Raw genomic sequence first — 16,693 nt, 5'->3', positions numbered from 1 at the left:
TACCTCCTATTTAGAATCCCCGACCATATAAACTCATATTATATTATAGGTTAAATTAATAATTATGTACACTATAAAAGCAACGGTGATAATGCTTACTCATGCGTTTCACTTTAATTTTAAATTAATCGTACATTGGAAAGTGATATTAAAATAACTGGCTACCTGAGGCTTTTGCGAAATATATTCGTTTCGCTTAGTGTTATCCATGAGAGAAGTGCACCCCACCAAGCTAGAATTCGTTCTAACTTAGGAGGTGCACATATACTGTACAGCATTATTTAAAGTTTATTGCGACTTAACGAATAGGCTTAATACTGACAACGCACCTAGATTGTTTATCTCATGCATTCAGCAAGAATCACTTATCCGTCGCAATCTCAACTATTTGTTATTTAATAGTACACGGTGTGAAGCATTCACACGACCTTGTTTATCAATTTCAGTTACTTTAACTTTGAACGTGTCACCGATGCTCAACACATCTTCGACTTTATTGATACGTTCATTTGCAATTTGTGAAATATGAACTAGCGCATCTTTACCATGGAAGAGTTCAACGAAAGCACCATATTTCTCAATACGTTTAACTTTCGCGTCATAAATTTGACCTACTTCAGCTTCTCTAGTTAATTCTTCAATGATTTCACGTGCTCTTGTAATCGCGTTTTGGTCGATAGCACCGATGAAGATCGTACCATCTTGTTCGATATCCAATTTAACGCCTGTTTCATCGATTATTTCATTGATTTTCTTACCACCTGGTCCAATGACATCTCTGATTTTTTCAGGTTTAATCGTCATTGTTTCAACTTTCGGTGCATATGCACTAAGTTCTGGACGTGGTGCATCAATCGTTTCAAGCATGTGATCAAGAATCGCTAGACGTCCTTCACGAGCTTGTTCTAAAGCTTCTTGAATAATTTCTTTCGTTAAACCATCAATTTTAATATCCATCTGAATAGCTGTAATACCTTTAGATGTACCGGCTACTTTGAAGTCCATATCACCTAAGGCATCTTCCATACCCTGAATATCAGTTAAGATCGTATAGTCTTCGTCATTTGTTACGAGACCCATCGCAATACCTGCCACAGGTGCTTTAATAGGTACCCCAGCGTCCATCAACGCGAGTGTCGAACCACAAATTGAAGCTTGAGAAGATGAACCATTAGATTCAAGCACTTCACTCACGATACGAACTGTATAAGGGAAGTCTTTCGTATCTGGAATAATATATCTTAACGCACGTTCACCTAAAGCACCATGACCGATTTCACGACGTCCTGGTGAACGGACTGGGCCTGTTTCACCTACTGAGAAGTTAGGGAAGTTGTAATGGTGCATAAAACGTTTCTCTTCTTCTTCACCTAAACCATCAATCAATTGGAATTCACTTAAAGCGCCAAGGGTAAGTACTGAAAGCGCTTGGGTCTGACCTCTCGTAAATAAGCCTGAACCGTGCGCACGCGGTAAGATACCTGCTTCTGATTCAAGCGGACGAATTTCATCTGTTTGACGACCATCTGGACGAATCTTCTCTTCTGTGATTAAGCGACGAACTTCTGCTTTCACTAAATCACCAAAGATACTTGAAACCTCATCGAGTAACGCTTCGTTTTCAGGATCTTCTTCATCTTCAAATTCAGCTAATACTTCTGCTTTTAACGCTTCGATATTTTCATCGCGTTGTTTTTTATCAAATGTGAGTACCGCTTCTTTCAAGCCTTTAGAATGTGTAAGTTCTGTCACTTTAGTGATTAATGCTTCATCTTCTTCTGGCGGTACAAACTCTTGCTTTTCAGGTTGCAGATGTTCGATAATATCCTCTTGGAATTGAACGAGACGCTTGATTTCTTCGTGACCGAAGAAGATTGCTTCTAACATTTCCTCTTCAGTAATCTCGCTTGCTCCTGCTTCAACCATATTTACAGCGTCTTTATGTCCAGCTACTTCTAAATCTAAGCGGGATTGTTCTTTCTGCTCAACAGTTGGGTTAATGACATATTCTCCATCAACGTAACCTACGTTCACCCCAGCGATAGGTCCTTGGAACGGAATATCTGACACGCTAAGTGCCATTGAAGAACCAATCATAGCTGCCATTTCAGGTGAACAATCAGGATCCGCACTTAATACTGTGTTCATGATTTGGACATCATGACGATAGCCTTTCGGGAATAGTGGACGAATCGGTCTGTCGATTAAACGTGCAGTTAAAGTTGCTTCGTCACTAGGACGTCCTTCACGTTTTTTGAAACCACCTGGAATCTTACCTGCTGCATACATTTTCTCTTCAAAGTTAACCATAAGTGGGAAAAAGTCAGTGTCACGTGGTTCTTTAGATGCGACAGCTGTTGAAAGTACGACTGTCTCACCATAGCGCACGAGCACCGCACCATTTGCTTGCTTAGCAAGTTGGCCCGTCTCTATCGTTAACGAACGGTTAGCCCATTCGGTCTTAAAAACTTTCTTCTCTTGAGACATGATGAATCTCCTCTCCAAAATCTATTAATACTATCATATCATTTCTATAACTATTTTTATATCGCAATTTAAGTTTAGTTCGTTTACTTGTTCAGTTCATGATTATGGCTAAGACGATGTAATATTAGGTCTTTTAAAAAATATTGTAGATACCGCAACTATTGAAGGACCTCTCATCGCATTTCTCATATCACATTGTCATTTACATAATAAGAAAGGGGGTGACTACTGTGTCTCACCCCCTAGCAGGCATCGATTAACGACGGATACCTAATGATTTAATTAAGTTACGGTAACGTTGGATGTCTTTTCTACGTAAGTAGTTTAATAAATGTCTACGACGACCTACCATTTTTAATAAACCACGACGTGAATGGTGGTCTTTGTGGTGTTCGCGTAAATGTTCGTTAAGTGCAGTGATTTCTGCAGTTAATACCGCTACTTGAACTTCTGGAGAACCAGTGTCTTTATCGTGTGTACGGTATTCTTGAATAATTTCGTTCTTGCGTTCTTGTGAAATTGCCATAATCAATTTCCTCCTATCAATATTATGTTATGCGCCTTAATCTGAGCAAGATGTCGGAGTATCAATCTGCCAAGAATAAGGTGCTTGATTCGCCTCTTAATTCACGATTAAAAGTCACTTAAATATTATATGATACATCATCATTAAAATCAACCGACAGTAAATATTTCGCTTGTTCGGTGTCTTTGTTCATTTGCTCAACTAATGGATCGATACCATCAAATTTAATTTCAGGTCGTAAGAAATGGTGCCAATACACTTCTACACGTTCGCCATAAATATTTTCATTAAAATCAAACAAGTTCACTTCGATGACTACTTGTGCTTGTGATGGATCATGGAAAGTCGGTTTCACGCCGACATTCGCTACACCGCGGTATAATTTATTGCTTGAACCTAAAAGCATGCTCACCGCATAGACACCTTTCTTAGGAAAGACATAGTCATCACTTGGTTGCACATTTGCAGTCGGGAATCCAATCGTACGACCACGTTTCTCACCTTGAACGACCGTACCTTTAATGCGATAGCGGTAACCGAGTTGTTCATTTGCTTTTTGTAAATCGCCATCTTTCAACGCCTGACGAATCGCAGTTGTAGAAATTTTCTCTGAGTCCATTTCTTGTTTACCAACAATCGTTGTATTAAAATCTTCCATTTCTTGTAGAATCATCATGTTGCCTTTGCCGTATTTACCGAAAGTGAAATCAAATCCGGCAACGACTTCTTTCACATGATTTTTAATAATATAATCTTGAATGAAAGTTTCAGCGCTTACACTTGCAAACTTAGATGAAAAATTAATCACGATGCAGTAATCAATATCATAGCGTTGAAGTATATCAATTTTATCACTAATTGGAGTTAAATAGTCTGTGCGCTTACGCTCAGGATTAAGTACAACAGACGGATGAGGGTCGAAGGTCATGACTGCTTTCTTCAACTGTCCAGCACGCGCTCTCTCGTCTAATGCTTGAAAGACTTGGTCATGGCCACGATGCATTCCATCGAAGAAACCGAATGCCATCGCTACGTCTTCTTGAATAAACTGATCTTCTCTAATCGGATGTGTAACTTCGATAACCTTCATAATGATACTCCTTTAATTAAATACTTTCTTCGGTTTAATTTCAGCCGGTAAATCAGGATGAGGCATATAAATCGCCAGTGCGCGGTCTGTGGAAGCATCCATCATCACTGCAAGACTGTCATTTGGAAAGTTCAACTGCTGCTTATTGAGCTTCTGTCCATTTAAGATGCGTTGTTTAAGCTGTTCATCTTGAATTTGAATTTGCGGCAAACCTTTCAATCCATATTCTATCGGATATAAGGAAGATTGTAATGAGTCTTGCTCAACTTGAGTTTGAATTTCATCTAGAGATAATGCTTCTTCCAACTTGAATCCGCCACTCATTTCTCGCGTCAGTCGAGACATATGGGCAGGAAGTTGCATAGCTCGCCCTATATCTGTTGCTAACGTGCGTATGTATGTACCCTTACCACAAGTAACCGTGATATCAAATTCACAGACACCCTCATTAAAACGAAGATCTGATGTGCGTTCTATCCGGTCAATGCGCACTTGACGTGAAGGTCGTTCAACAGTCAAACCTTCTCGAGCGTATTCGTAAAGCTTATGTCCTTTGACTTTCACAGATGAATACATGGGCGGAATTTGAGTGATTAATCCTTGAAATTGTTGTAGGGTGGCGTCCACTTCATCGGCTGTTAACTCGCCTTTCTTAATATGTTCACGTTCAAGGACGTCGCCTGTTTGATCCTCAGTGGTCGTTGAATAGCCCAAAGTTACCGTAGCGACGTAAGTTTTACCCATTTCCATAATATAATCACTTACTTTTGTTGCACTACCTAAACAAATCGGCAACACACCATCAACTTCTGGGTCCAACGTCCCTGTATGACCAATTTTTTTCATCTTTAATATCTTTCTTAATTTAAAAACAACATCGTGACTTGTCAGTCCACGGGGTTTATTGACAGGTAAGATGCCTTGATACACTCTGCTCATCTCCTTCAACTCTTAGTTACATAAAAAACTGGAACAAGACTACGTCGTGCTCCTGTTCCAGTTGGTTTGTACTTTACTCTTTATTGTGTAAATCTTGGATTAAGCGTTCAATCTTATTACCGTATTCAATAGATTCATCATACTCAAATTCAAGTTCAGGAATAGTGCGTAAACGCATTCTTGAACCTAATTCAGATTTAATAAAGCCAGTCGCTTTCTCTAACCCTTTAAACGTATTCTCGACTTCTTTCTTACTTCCTAAGACCGTCAAATATACTTTCGCTTGTGACAAATCGTTTGTCAGGTGAACATCTGTAATCGTTAGAAAACCAATACGAGGATCTTTCACTTTATTATTGACGATATCCATAATCTCTTGTTTCATTTGTTCGCCTACACGTTCTGCGCGTAAATTCATTCTTTATCACCTCGTTTGCATAACCAAATGATTGATTTAATCAAATTATAAGCGAATTGAATTTCTCTCGTCAAATACGATACGGGAGAGGGACGAGCCTCTCAATCCACTCGTCAACCTACTCCCTAGTATTTCAATTGAACTTAGCGCTCAACTTCTACCATTTCGTATGCTTCGATGATGTCGCCTTCTTTAATATCGTTATAGTTTTTAATTGTGATACCACATTCGTAACCTTGAGCGACTTCTTTCGCATCATCTTTATAACGTTTCAACGTATCTAATTCACCTTCGAATTGAACGACATTGTCACGAATCACACGTACACCTGCATGACGTTTAATTACACCGTCAGTTACGTAACTACCTGCGATTGTTCCAACTTTAGAAACTTTGAATGTTTGACGAACTTCTGCTTGACCAATAACTTTTTCTTCATATTCAGGATCAAGTAGACCTTTCATCGCTGATTCAATTTCTTCAATAACGTTATAGATGACACGGTGTAAACGCATATCTACATTCTCAGCTTCAGCAGCACGTTTCGCACCCGCATCTGGACGCACGTTAAAGCCGATGATGATACCATTTGAAGCATTCGCGAGTGTTACGTCTGATTCATTGATCGCACCTACAGCTGTGTGAATGATGCGGACGTTAACACCTTCAACATCAATCTTCATAAGTGAAGCAGCAAGCGCTTCAACTGAACCTTGAACGTCACCTTTAATAATCACGTTAAGGTCTTTCATCTCACCTTGTTTCATTTGTTCGAATAAGTTATCTAATGAGACATTCTTACTTTCTTGGCGATGTTGGATGACACTTTCTTCACGACGTGCTTCACCGATACGACGTGCTTGTTTTTCATCTTTAAAGACTACGAAACGGTCGCCAGCTTGAGGCACATCGTTAATACCTGTGATTTCAACCGGTGTTGATGGACCTGCTTCTTTGATGCGTTGACCTAAGTCGTTGACCATTGCACGAATACGGCCGTACGTATTGCCGACTACAAGTGAATCTCCGACATGGAGTGTACCATTTTGTACTAAAAGTGAAGCAGAAGGACCACGTGATTTATCAAGTTCAGCTTCAATCACTGTACCTACAGCTTGTTTATCGGCATTCGCTTTCAACTCAGAAACTTCTGCGACAAGACCGATCATTTCAAGTAAGTCTTCGATACCATCACCGCTAAGTGCTGAAAGTGGTACGAAGATAGTGTCGCCGCCCCAGTCTTCTGGGATAAGACCATATTCAGTTAACTCTTGCATCACACGGTCTGGGTTAGCTGTCGGTTTATCAATCTTGTTTACTGCCACAATTGTTGGAACATCTGCTTCTTTCGCGTGATTGATCGCTTCGATTGTTTGTGGCATCACACCATCATCTGCTGCTACAACGAGAATAGTAATGTCAGTAACTTGAGCACCACGTGCACGCATAGTTGTAAATGCTGCGTGTCCAGGTGTATCTAAGAAAGTGATGTCTTTACCGTTATTTTGAATTTGGTACGCACCAATGTGTTGTGTGATACCGCCTGCTTCACCTGCAGTTACTTTCGTATGACGGATAGAGTCAAGTAATGTTGTCTTACCATGGTCGACGTGACCCATGATTGTTACAACTGCTGGACGTTCTGAAGCATCTGGGTCTTCTGATTCGTCATCGAAGTAGATAGATAGATCTTGTTCGTCGATCACTTCTTCTTTTTCCACTTCTACTTCATAATCTTCCGCAATTAACTCTACTGTTTCGTCATCGAGCGCTTGGTTGATGTTCGCCATGATACCAAGTAAGAATAATTTTTTAACGATTTCTGATGACTCAACGTTTAGTTTAGATGCTAATTCGCCAACTGTAATGCCTTCTTCGTAAGTGATATGTGAAGGCTTTTCTTTTTTCGGTTGTTCTGGTTGTTTTTGAGATTGTTGTTGTTTGTTTTTATTATTTTTGTTGTTCTTTTGGTTCTTGTTGTTTTTGTTATTTTTGAAGTTCTTATTATTGTTTTTATTGTTTTTATTGTTTTTGTTATTGCGGTCTTGTTGTTTGCCTTTATTGTTATTGTGTTTACCTTGTTGTTGGTCTTGCTTACCTTTATTATTGTTACGGCGTTGTTGACCGTTATTGTTTTTAGATTTATCTTGGTTAGATTGTTTATTTTGACGTTGTTGACCTTTATTATTTTGTCCTTTTGATTGTTTGTTGCCTTGATTATTCTTTTGGGCGTGATTATTGTGAGCAGATTTTTTATTACCGGATTGTTGATTATACACTTTGTTCAACGCTTGGATTTGATCATCTTCAAGCGCTTGCATGTGGTTAGAAACCTCTACATTCATTTTCTTTAATTCGTCGATCACGTCTTTACTCTTAATATTTTGTTCTTTCGCATACTCGTAAATTCTTTTTTTACTCATATAATCACTCCTTACGTTATTCATCGATCATTGACAATAACTTTGACGCAAAGCCTTTATCAGTTATTCCCACATTTACTCTTTCTGCTTTTCCTAAAGCTTGACCTAGTTCAGCTCTAGTTCCAAATATACGTAATGGTATATGGTAACTGTCGCACTTATTACGCATGACCTTCGTTGTATTCGCTGAAGCATCTGTTGCGACGATGACGAGCTTGATCTTGTTCTTCTTTAAATCGTTTAATATGACTGATTCCCCAGTCTTGACCTGTCCTGCTCGCATAGCTAAACCGAGAAACTGTTGTATAGGTTCATTCATCATGTTGGTATGTCTTCACGGTAAATGAGACGGATAATTTCTTTGTAGACAGGGTCGAGTGTTTCACTATCTGTTTTGAAAAAGCCTTCAAGCACACCTTGTTTCTGTGCGTCTTCTATTAGTTGCACATCTTTAGAAACATAAGCGCCACGCCCTTGCTTCTTACCTGTCGCATCCGCGAAGATTTCTCCTTCTTTATTTCTGACTACGCGAATCATGTCTTTCTTAGGTTTCATTTCATTGGTTATCACACATTTACGCATTGGAATCTTTTTCTTCTTCGTCATTCCCGTTCACTCCAATTTATTGTTCTGTGCTTGATGATTCTTCGTCATCTGTTTGAGTTGAGTCATGTTCAACTTCATCTTCCTCAGCCATTAACGCTTCACCTGTTGAATCTTCGTCAATAGCTTCGTCCTCTTCAACCGGACCTTCTTCAATCACTTCTTCAATAGGTGCATCTTCTTCAGTTAACGGTTCAGGATCTTCAAGTAAGACATCATCTGACTCTTCTACATCCTCTTCAGGTACAGGATATATACCTTCTTCACGCGCATCAGATTCAGATTTGATATCAATCTTCCAACCTGTCAATTTAGCTGCTAAACGTGCGTTCTGACCACGTTTACCAATCGCTAATGACAATTGATAATCTGGCACGACCACAATTGTCGCTTGTTCTTCCTCGTCTACAATCACTTCGAGCACTTGGGAAGGACTCAAAGCATTTTTCACAAAGACTTTAGGATCTTCATCCCATTGAACGATATCAATTTTCTCTCCGCCAAGTTCGTCAACTACCGCTTCTACACGAGCGCCTTTAGAACCTACGCAAGAACCAACTGCATCGATATCTGGATTATCTGAATAAACGCTGATCTTAGAACGGTCACCTGCTTCACGCGCAACTGATTTCACAATAACTGTACCATCAAAGATTTCTGGTACTTCTTGTTCGAATAAGCGTTTAAGTAGACCAGGATGACTACGAGATACGTAAATTTGAGGTCCTTTCGTCGTCTGTTCTACTTTGTTGACATACACTTTAATACGTTCATTTGGAATATATTTTTCATTTGGACTGCGTTCTGCTTCAGATAATACTGCTTCAGTACGTCCAAGGTTTACGTAGACATAGCGATGATCGACACGGTCGATTAAACCTGTCATAATATCATCTTCTTTGTCGATAAATTCATCGTAAAGAATTTCTCTTTCTGCATCGCGTAAACGTTGCATTACAGCTTGTTTCGCTGCTTGTGCGCCAACACGTCCAAAGTCTTGTGGTGTCACATCTTCTTCATAAATATCTCCGACCTCATACGCAGGGTTCTTCACTAGTGCTGTGCTTAACTCCACTTCATCTCGATGATCGTTAACTTCTTCAACGACATTTTTACGAGCGATGACTTTAAAAGTCCCTTCGTCCATATTTAATTCAACGCGTACATTACGCGCACTATCGTAATTCTTCTTGTAAGCCGTAATTAATGCGGCTTCAATCGCATCGATTAATACTTCTCTTGGAATCTTCTTTTCCTTCTCTAAATATTCTGTTGCTAATAGTAATTCGTTACTTGACACGACTGTCCCTCCTATTCTCGTTATAGCATTACTGCATGACGTGCTTTAGCAATCTTATCTCTTGGAATTTCAATAGATCTTTTCTTAGATTTTTCCTTAACTTGCATAGTAATTGTATCTTTTTCTACTGCTTCTAAAATGCCCAACCATTCTTTCTCTCCTTCAATTGGAGCGTAGAGTGAGACGTAAATAGGTTGATTTACAGCATTCTGGAAATCTTGTTCTTTCTTAATTGGTCTTTCTGCACCAGGCGAAGACACATCTAAGTAATATGCTTGTGCAATTGGATCTTCTTCGTCCATCACTTCACTGATTTTCTCAGATGCTACAGTACAATCATTTAAGTCGACGCCACCTGGTTTATCAATAGACACTCTTAGGAAATGATCCTTTCCTTCTTTAGTAAATTCGATATCTACTAATTCGAAATTGAGTTCTTCAAGGACTGGCTGAATTAGCGGTTCTACTTTCTCTGCTATCTTACTCATGCGAGCCTCCTTTTTGACAAATAGAAAAGAGCGGGGAGTGCCCACTCTTTGTTCCTGAGTCTAATCTTTTAAGCATCTTTATTATATCACAACCCTATGAGCCTTACAAATTTAGAAGTATTCATAGGGTGACGCTTGAAACTTCTACATATCGAAAATAGAGAGTTGCGCTTTGTCTGGAAGTCCAGATAAAGAGCCGAGTTCATCTAAATAGTCGATAACTTTTTGTGAAACGCCGGCTTTTTTATTCAACTCTTCTTTAGATAAAAATGGACCTTCGTCACGTGCTTCAACAATACGTCGTGCAACGTTCTCTCCTAGTCCAGGTACAGCGACAAATGGTGGGATAAGTGTATCGTCTTCAATGATAAATTCGAAAGCTTGACTCTTCTCTAAACTAATCGGTTGAATGCGATAACCACGCTGCGCCATTTCATTAACGATTTCGAGTACCGTGAGCGTATCTTTTTCCTTTTTACCTAAATCCATATAACGAGAATACATATCTTTCACAGTTGTACGAATACCATCTTTATCTTTAATCATCGTGAAGAGATCAAAGTCTGAGGCACGTACTGTGAAATAGCTCGCGTAATAGTATAGAGGATAATGTACTTTGAAATAAGCAATACGCACAGCCATCAAAACGTATGCAGCCGCATGGGCTTTAGGGAACATGTATTTAATCTTACGACAAGAATCCATGTACCAATCTGGGATATCGTTCTCAACCATGGCATCTACCATGTCGTCTGTTAAGCCACGACCTTTACGAACGAACTCCATCGTCTTAAAGGCAAGTGGTGGTTCCATGCCGTTGTACATCAAGTAAACCATGATATCGTCACGACAACAAATAACGCTGGATAAATCACATGTACCAGAGCGGATTAAATCTTGCGCGTTACCTAACCACACATCGGTACCGTGTGAAAGTCCTGAAATACGTACCAGCTCTGAGAAGGAGTCAGGTTTCGTATCCTCTAACATTTGGCGAACGAAGCCTGTCCCAAATTCAGGTACACCAAAGGTTCCTGTCTTACATAGAATATCTTCTTCTGTCACGCCGAGAGGTTCTGGTGAGCTGAAAATACCCATCGTCTCTTTGTCATCCACTGGTACTTTCTTCGGATCAATACCGGACAAGTCTTGCAACATACGAATCATCGTAGGATCATCGTGTCCGAGAATATCGAGTTTCAAGACATTATCGTGTATAGAGTGGAAGTCGAAGTGCGTTGTCATCCAAGCGGCACTTTGATCGTCTGCAGGGAACTGAACCGGTGTGAAATCGTAAATATCCATATCATCTGGCACAACGATAATACCACCTGGGTGTTGACCTGTTGTTCTCTTAACGCCAGTACAACCTTTCACGAGACGATCGATTTCAGCGCCACGTTTATGGATACCTTGGTCATTCAAATAACCTTTGACGAAACCGAATGCTGTTTTTTCAGCAACTGTACCTATCGTTCCTGCACGGAATACTTTATCTTCACCGAACAAGACTTTCGTATAATTGTGTGCTTCAGGTTGATATTCCCCACTAAAGTTTAAGTCGATATCGGGAACTTTGTCCCCTTTGAAACCTAAGAATGTTTCGAATGGAATATCTTGTCCTTCTTTGATGAGGTCGCAACCGCACTTGTCACATTTTTTATCCGGTAAATCGAAACCAGAACCGACAGAGCCGTCATTAAAAAATTCACTTTCACGACATTCTGGACAAATGTAGTGAGGTGGTAAAGGATTGACCTCAGTGATTTCAGTCATCGTCGCCACGAAACTTGAACCTACGGAACCACGAGAACCTACGAGATATCCATCGTCCAATGATTTCTTTACAAGACGTTGAGAAATGAGATAAATAACAGAGAAACCATTACCTATAATACTTTCAAGTTCTTTTTCTAAACGATCGATTACGATTTGTGGTAAATCTTCTCCATATAATTTACGTGCGTTGGAATAACTCAATTCTCGAATTTCTTCATTAGCACCATCCATATTCGGTGTATAGAGTTTATCTTTAATAGGTACGACACGTTCAATACGATCTGCCATCTCATTTGTGTTAGTTACTACAATCTCGTGTGCTTTCTCTTCACCTAGGAAATGGAATGCATCGAGCATTTCGTCTGTCGTTCTAAAGTGTGCTTCTGGTAAAGTCGTACGGTTTAAAGGATTACCAGGTTGTGATGCGATAAGTATTTTACGCGCTACAGCGTCATGTTCAAATAAATAATGTGCATTACCCGTAGCAAGCACAGGAATTTGGTTCGCATCAGCAGCTTGAATCAAACGATCATAAATTTCATGCAGTGTTTCGGTATCACGCACAAGTTCGCGGTCGATTAAATCTTGATACAATGCAGGAGGTTGTACCTCAATGAAATCATAATACTTCGCAATACGTTCTACTTGAGATTGGTCCTTCTGCATTACTGCTGTGAAGACTTCACCTTCATCACATGCACTTCCGACAAGTATACCTTCGCGATATTCGTCGAGAATAGAACGTGGTATACGTGGCGTACGGTAATAGTATTTAACGAGTGATTGACTCACGATCTTAAACAGGTTCTTCAAGCCTTCCTGGTTCTGAACGATGAGTGTCACGTGACTCGGACGTGCACGTTTATACGCTTCTTCATTAGAGAGCGATTGGTTAATGTCTTGATGGTTTTTCACATCTAATTCATCGAGCTGTTTGAGCATTTTAATAAAAATGTAAGCTGTGGCTTCGGTATCGTAAATCGCTCTGTGGTGTTGCGTAAGTTCAACGCCATATTTCTTAGCTAAGAAGTTCAAACCGTGCTTACCATACTCTGTATTCACTGTACGCGAAAGTTCGAGGGTATCGATCACACCGTTTGTCGATTCACCTAGACCGGCACGCTCATAACCTGTATCGATGAATCCCATATCGAACGAAGCATTATGCGCAACAAAGATCGCGTCGCCTACCCATTCCTTGAATTCAGTTAGCACATCATCAATTTCAGGGGCATCAACGAGCATATCATCTGTGATGTGGGTCAAGTTCTTGATCGTATCTGACAATTTCTCATGGGGATTACTAAAACGTTCGAATTTGTCTATGATTTCACCGTCATGCACTTTAACCGCCGCAAGCTCAATAATCTTATCGTATTGGTTGGAGAGTCCTGTTGTCTCAACGTCAAAGACAACATATGTGGCTGATTTCAAATCACGATCTGTGGGCTTATATGCGATAGGCACGCCATCATCGACAAGCATGCCTTCCATGCCATAGATCATCTTGATATCGTTCTTCTCTGCTGCATTATGCGCATCTGGGAATGCTTGTACTACATTATGGTCAGTGACTGCGATCGCTTTGTGTCCCCATTTAGCTGCCTGTTCGACATACGCACCAATATGTGGGATACCGTCCATTTGACTCATTGAACTGTGCAGATGAAATTCAACACGTTTTTCTTCTGCCTTGTCTTGTTTCGGTGCTTTTTTAATTTCTTCGATATTGTTCATCATCATAACTAAATCGCGCACGAAGCTGTCTTCTTCAATACGACCTTGCGCACGTACCCATTTTCCTTCACTCAACGCTTTAAAATGGGCGAGGTCATCTTTGTTCTTTCTCGTGAACATTTTGAGGACGAGTGAATCAGTGTAGTCAGTCACTTTTAATTCAACGATGTGTCGTCCACTTTTAAGTTCTTTCAAGTTAATGTCGAAAATGACACCTTCAATTGCGACTTTGAATTCTTCTTCAACAATTGATTCAATTGGACGTACGCTTTCAACTGGAATTGGCTTACCAATTTGACATTTTTCAACAGTGCTTTCGTTATTATCTTGTTGTTTCGCTTTTTCAGCTTTCATCTTCTCTAACTTTTCAGTCGCTTCTCGTGCACTTTTTTCGTCTTCTTCTTGAATGTAAGCTTCGAGTGACGCTAAGTTATTATCGTTATCGGTTTCATCTGTTTCGAAGACAACGCGTGAAATATCGAAACCACATTTTTGGAAAGCACGTACGAGGCTCCCATTGCAGGATTTATCAAAGTGATTACGTTCAATATCGTTGTTACAAACAACTTTAATTGTATCTCCAGCCATGATGAGTTTTTTCTGTTTCAATTGGCGTTTTACTTGTGGAGAAAGTCCTGTTTCGTCAATACATGTTGGAAAGTATTTTAAGACATGTTCATCTTGCCCCGTAGTATCATGAATCGTAAATTTCCAATTCACATCGGCAATGGTTTTAAACTCCTCTTTCAAAGCGTTGGTAAATAAAAGATAATCCTCATTGGAGAGAAAGCGAGGTAAAGCGATTTGAAACTCCCACGTCCGAGCTTTGGTTGATACATCGACACGTGTCAGTTCGCTTTGTTCAATAATATCTTGATCAAGTTGATTTGCGATTTTAAGTTGGTCAGCCAAAATTTTAAATTTTTCTTGATTAGTCACAGGCATGACAAAACCACCTTCTGTAAAAATAAAAGGGCCATCTATAAGTATGAGGCAGCAAAATGATATTTGCTTAATACGTTCTTAGCACGAGTTACTTCCACCTATTTTAAACCTTTTAAGGAAAAATCTCGAGAGTCCCACCAAGATTTTTCAAGATTACATTTTTAACACCACATAAGTGCTATCGAGATAGAAGAGAGTGAGTGAACTCAATTGTTTATTCGTCACCCACTCTAAAGTTTCATTAATTTATTTGTTCATATAAGTCGTTAATGTATTGCAGTAAATCGTCACTGTGAACTTCTTCGCTTTCGCCATTGTCACGACGCTTCACTTCGACAATACTTTCGCTCGCACGTTTACCAACAACAATACGGATTGGAAGACCAATAAGATCTGCATCGTTAAATTTAACGCCAGCACGTTCTTTACGATCATCATATAATACATCATATTGTTCTTGAAGTTGTTCATAGAGTTGTTCTGAAAGTTCGCGCTGGTCGTCTTTCTTAGGGTTAATGGCTATCAAGTGTACATCATAAGGTGTAACTGATTTCGGCCAAATGATACCTTGTTCGTCATTGTGATGTTCAATAATTGCACTTAAAGTACGAGAAACTCCGATGCCGTAGCACCCCATAAGTAAGGATTGTGCTTTACCTTGGTCATTAAGTACAGTAGCATTCATCGCTTCAGAATATTTACGTCCTAGTTTGAAGACTTGTCCTACTTCAATTCCTTCTGCAAAATGCGCTTCGCCAGATCCATCGGCAAGTGGCTCACCCTCAAGGATGAAGCGGAAATCATCGTATGCTTCCACTTTAAAATCACGATCTGCATTCGCATTTAAATAGTGATAGCCATCTTCATTCGCACCTACAACTATATTCGTGAGATCTTGAACAGATTGATCTGCATAAACTTTGATGTCTTTATCTGTAACAGGTCCTAATGAGCCTGGATGCGCACCTAATAAATTGAAGATGTCATCTTGTGAAGCGAGTTCTATATTATCTGTTTCGAAATAGGCTTTTAACTTCACATCATTCACTTCATGGTGACCACGAATAAGTAACAAGATAAACTCACCATCGACATTGAAGACCATGGACTTTGTAATTTCATCTAATGGTTTATCAAGGTAGTCAGCGAGCTCTTGAGCTGTTTGAACATTAGGTGTCTCTACTTTTTCTAAGTCTAGTGGTGCTTCATCTTTTTTATTTGGCGTATAGACGACTTCTGCTTTTTCAATATTTGCTGCATAATCGCTTTCTTCACTATAAACGATAGTATCTTCGCCAATTTCGCTTAACGCCATAAATTCATGTGTATGATTACCACCAATTGCGCCAGAGTCGGCAAGTACAGGTCGCGCATTTAGTCCTACACGTTTAAAGATACGATCATAAGCATTGTACATTTGTTGATATGTTTCATCTAATGATGCTTCATCAATGTGGAAAGAATAGGCATCTTTCATGATGAATTCTCTACCGCGAAGTAATCCGAAACGTGGACGCTTCTCATCACGGAATTTAGATTGAATTTGGAATAATGTTAAAGGAAGTTGCTTGTAAGATTTCAGTTCATCACGAACAAGTGAAGTCACAACCTCTTCATGAGTTGGACCTAACGCAAACTCACGACCATTACGGTCTTTCAAACGCATGAGTTCTGGACCATACGCTGACCAACGCCCAGATTCTTCCCAGAGTTCTGATTGTTGTAGTGCGGGCATCAGAATTTCAACCGCATCTACGCGTTCCATTTCTTCACGAATAATCGCTTCTATATTATTTAATACTCTTGTTGCAAGAGGCAAATAACTATAAATGCCGCTCGTACTTTGTTTGATTAATCCTGCTTTAAGCAAGAGTCGATGGCTCAAAGCTTCAGCACTCGCTGGTACCTCTTTCATCGTTGGGATAAAGACTTTTGACTGTTTCATATTACAATAGTTC

At 39.7% G+C, this 16,693-nt stretch carries 12 protein-coding genes; all 12 read right to left on the bottom strand.

The genetic code is table 11. From position 1 onward, the window contains the following. Positions 1-384: 384 nt before the first annotated feature. Entirely contained in the window at positions 385-2,487 is a 2,103-nt protein-coding gene (pnp, locus tag CD126_RS04895) for a polyribonucleotide nucleotidyltransferase (protein WP_103370120.1), read from the bottom strand. Between the two features lie 256 nt (positions 2,488-2,743). Further along, positions 2,744-3,013 (bottom strand): 30S ribosomal protein S15, encoded by a 270-nt coding sequence (rpsO, locus tag CD126_RS04890; protein WP_002472445.1) that lies wholly within the window; start codon positions 3,011-3,013, stop codon positions 2,744-2,746. 118 nt (positions 3,014-3,131) lie between these two features. Beyond that, the gene (locus CD126_RS04885; RefSeq protein ID WP_049405464.1) at positions 3,132-4,103 is read right to left on the bottom strand and encodes a bifunctional riboflavin kinase/FAD synthetase; all 972 of its coding nucleotides are present in this window, start codon (positions 4,101-4,103) and stop codon (positions 3,132-3,134) included. A gap of 12 nt (positions 4,104-4,115) precedes the next feature. Next, complete coding sequence (gene truB / locus CD126_RS04880; RefSeq protein ID WP_103370119.1) at positions 4,116-5,033, bottom strand: tRNA pseudouridine(55) synthase TruB; 918 nt, start codon at positions 5,031-5,033, stop codon at positions 4,116-4,118. 82 nt (positions 5,034-5,115) lie between these two features. Continuing rightward, positions 5,116-5,460 carry a 30S ribosome-binding factor RbfA gene (gene rbfA, locus CD126_RS04875; protein WP_002472432.1) on the bottom strand — a complete coding sequence of 115 codons (345 nt, stop codon included), beginning with the start codon at positions 5,458-5,460 and terminating at the stop codon, positions 5,116-5,118. 143 nt (positions 5,461-5,603) lie between these two features. Beyond that, entirely contained in the window at positions 5,604-7,883 is a 2,280-nt protein-coding gene (infB, locus tag CD126_RS04870) for a translation initiation factor IF-2 (RefSeq protein WP_103370118.1), read from the bottom strand. A gap of 16 nt (positions 7,884-7,899) precedes the next feature. Next, on the bottom strand, positions 7,900-8,205 hold the full coding sequence (locus CD126_RS04865) for a L7Ae/L30e/S12e/Gadd45 family ribosomal protein (protein ID WP_049405467.1): 306 nt from the start codon (positions 8,203-8,205) through the stop codon (positions 7,900-7,902). Continuing rightward, a complete protein-coding gene (gene rnpM / locus CD126_RS04860) occupies positions 8,202-8,489 on the bottom strand; it encodes an RNase P modulator RnpM (protein ID WP_049405469.1) in 288 nt (95 codons plus the stop codon). The genes CD126_RS04865 and rnpM overlap by 4 nt, the downstream gene beginning before the upstream one ends. A gap of 16 nt (positions 8,490-8,505) precedes the next feature. Continuing rightward, positions 8,506-9,786 (bottom strand): transcription termination factor NusA, encoded by a 1,281-nt coding sequence (nusA, locus tag CD126_RS04855; protein ID WP_103370117.1) that lies wholly within the window; start codon positions 9,784-9,786, stop codon positions 8,506-8,508. 20 nt (positions 9,787-9,806) lie between these two features. Then, positions 9,807-10,274 carry a ribosome maturation factor RimP gene (rimP, locus tag CD126_RS04850; RefSeq protein ID WP_049410638.1) on the bottom strand — a complete coding sequence of 156 codons (468 nt, stop codon included), beginning with the start codon at positions 10,272-10,274 and terminating at the stop codon, positions 9,807-9,809. A gap of 144 nt (positions 10,275-10,418) precedes the next feature. After that, positions 10,419-14,735, bottom strand: coding sequence for a PolC-type DNA polymerase III (locus tag CD126_RS04845; RefSeq protein WP_103370116.1), 4,317 nt, complete (start codon positions 14,733-14,735; stop codon positions 10,419-10,421). A gap of 241 nt (positions 14,736-14,976) precedes the next feature. Further along, positions 14,977-16,680, bottom strand: coding sequence for a proline--tRNA ligase (locus CD126_RS04840; RefSeq protein WP_049405476.1), 1,704 nt, complete (start codon positions 16,678-16,680; stop codon positions 14,977-14,979). Positions 16,681-16,693: the final 13 nt, after the last annotated feature.

This window comes from Staphylococcus pettenkoferi (assembly GCF_002902685.1).
GTDB lineage: Bacteria > Bacillota > Bacilli > Staphylococcales > Staphylococcaceae > Staphylococcus > Staphylococcus pettenkoferi.
This window is presented reverse-complemented; position numbering and strand designations above follow the sequence as displayed.

Coding starts and splice junctions, on each gene's coding strand:
- CD126_RS04840 (WP_049405476.1), bottom strand. CDS start 16,680: ATGAAACAGTCAAAAGTCTTTATCCCAACGATGAAAGAGGTACCAGCG.
- rpsO (WP_002472445.1), bottom strand. CDS start 3,013: ATGGCAATTTCACAAGAACGCAAGAACGAAATTATTCAAGAATACCGT.
- rimP (WP_049410638.1), bottom strand. CDS start 10,274: ATGAGTAAGATAGCAGAGAAAGTAGAACCGCTAATTCAGCCAGTCCTT.
- CD126_RS04845 (WP_103370116.1), bottom strand. CDS start 14,735: ATGCCTGTGACTAATCAAGAAAAATTTAAAATTTTGGCTGACCAACTT.
- CD126_RS04865 (WP_049405467.1), bottom strand. CDS start 8,205: ATGATGAATGAACCTATACAACAGTTTCTCGGTTTAGCTATGCGAGCA.
- rbfA (WP_002472432.1), bottom strand. CDS start 5,460: ATGAATTTACGCGCAGAACGTGTAGGCGAACAAATGAAACAAGAGATT.
- pnp (WP_103370120.1), bottom strand. CDS start 2,487: ATGTCTCAAGAGAAGAAAGTTTTTAAGACCGAATGGGCTAACCGTTCG.
- rnpM (WP_049405469.1), bottom strand. CDS start 8,489: ATGACGAAGAAGAAAAAGATTCCAATGCGTAAATGTGTGATAACCAAT.
- infB (WP_103370118.1), bottom strand. CDS start 7,883: ATGAGTAAAAAAAGAATTTACGAGTATGCGAAAGAACAAAATATTAAG.
- CD126_RS04885 (WP_049405464.1), bottom strand. CDS start 4,103: ATGAAGGTTATCGAAGTTACACATCCGATTAGAGAAGATCAGTTTATT.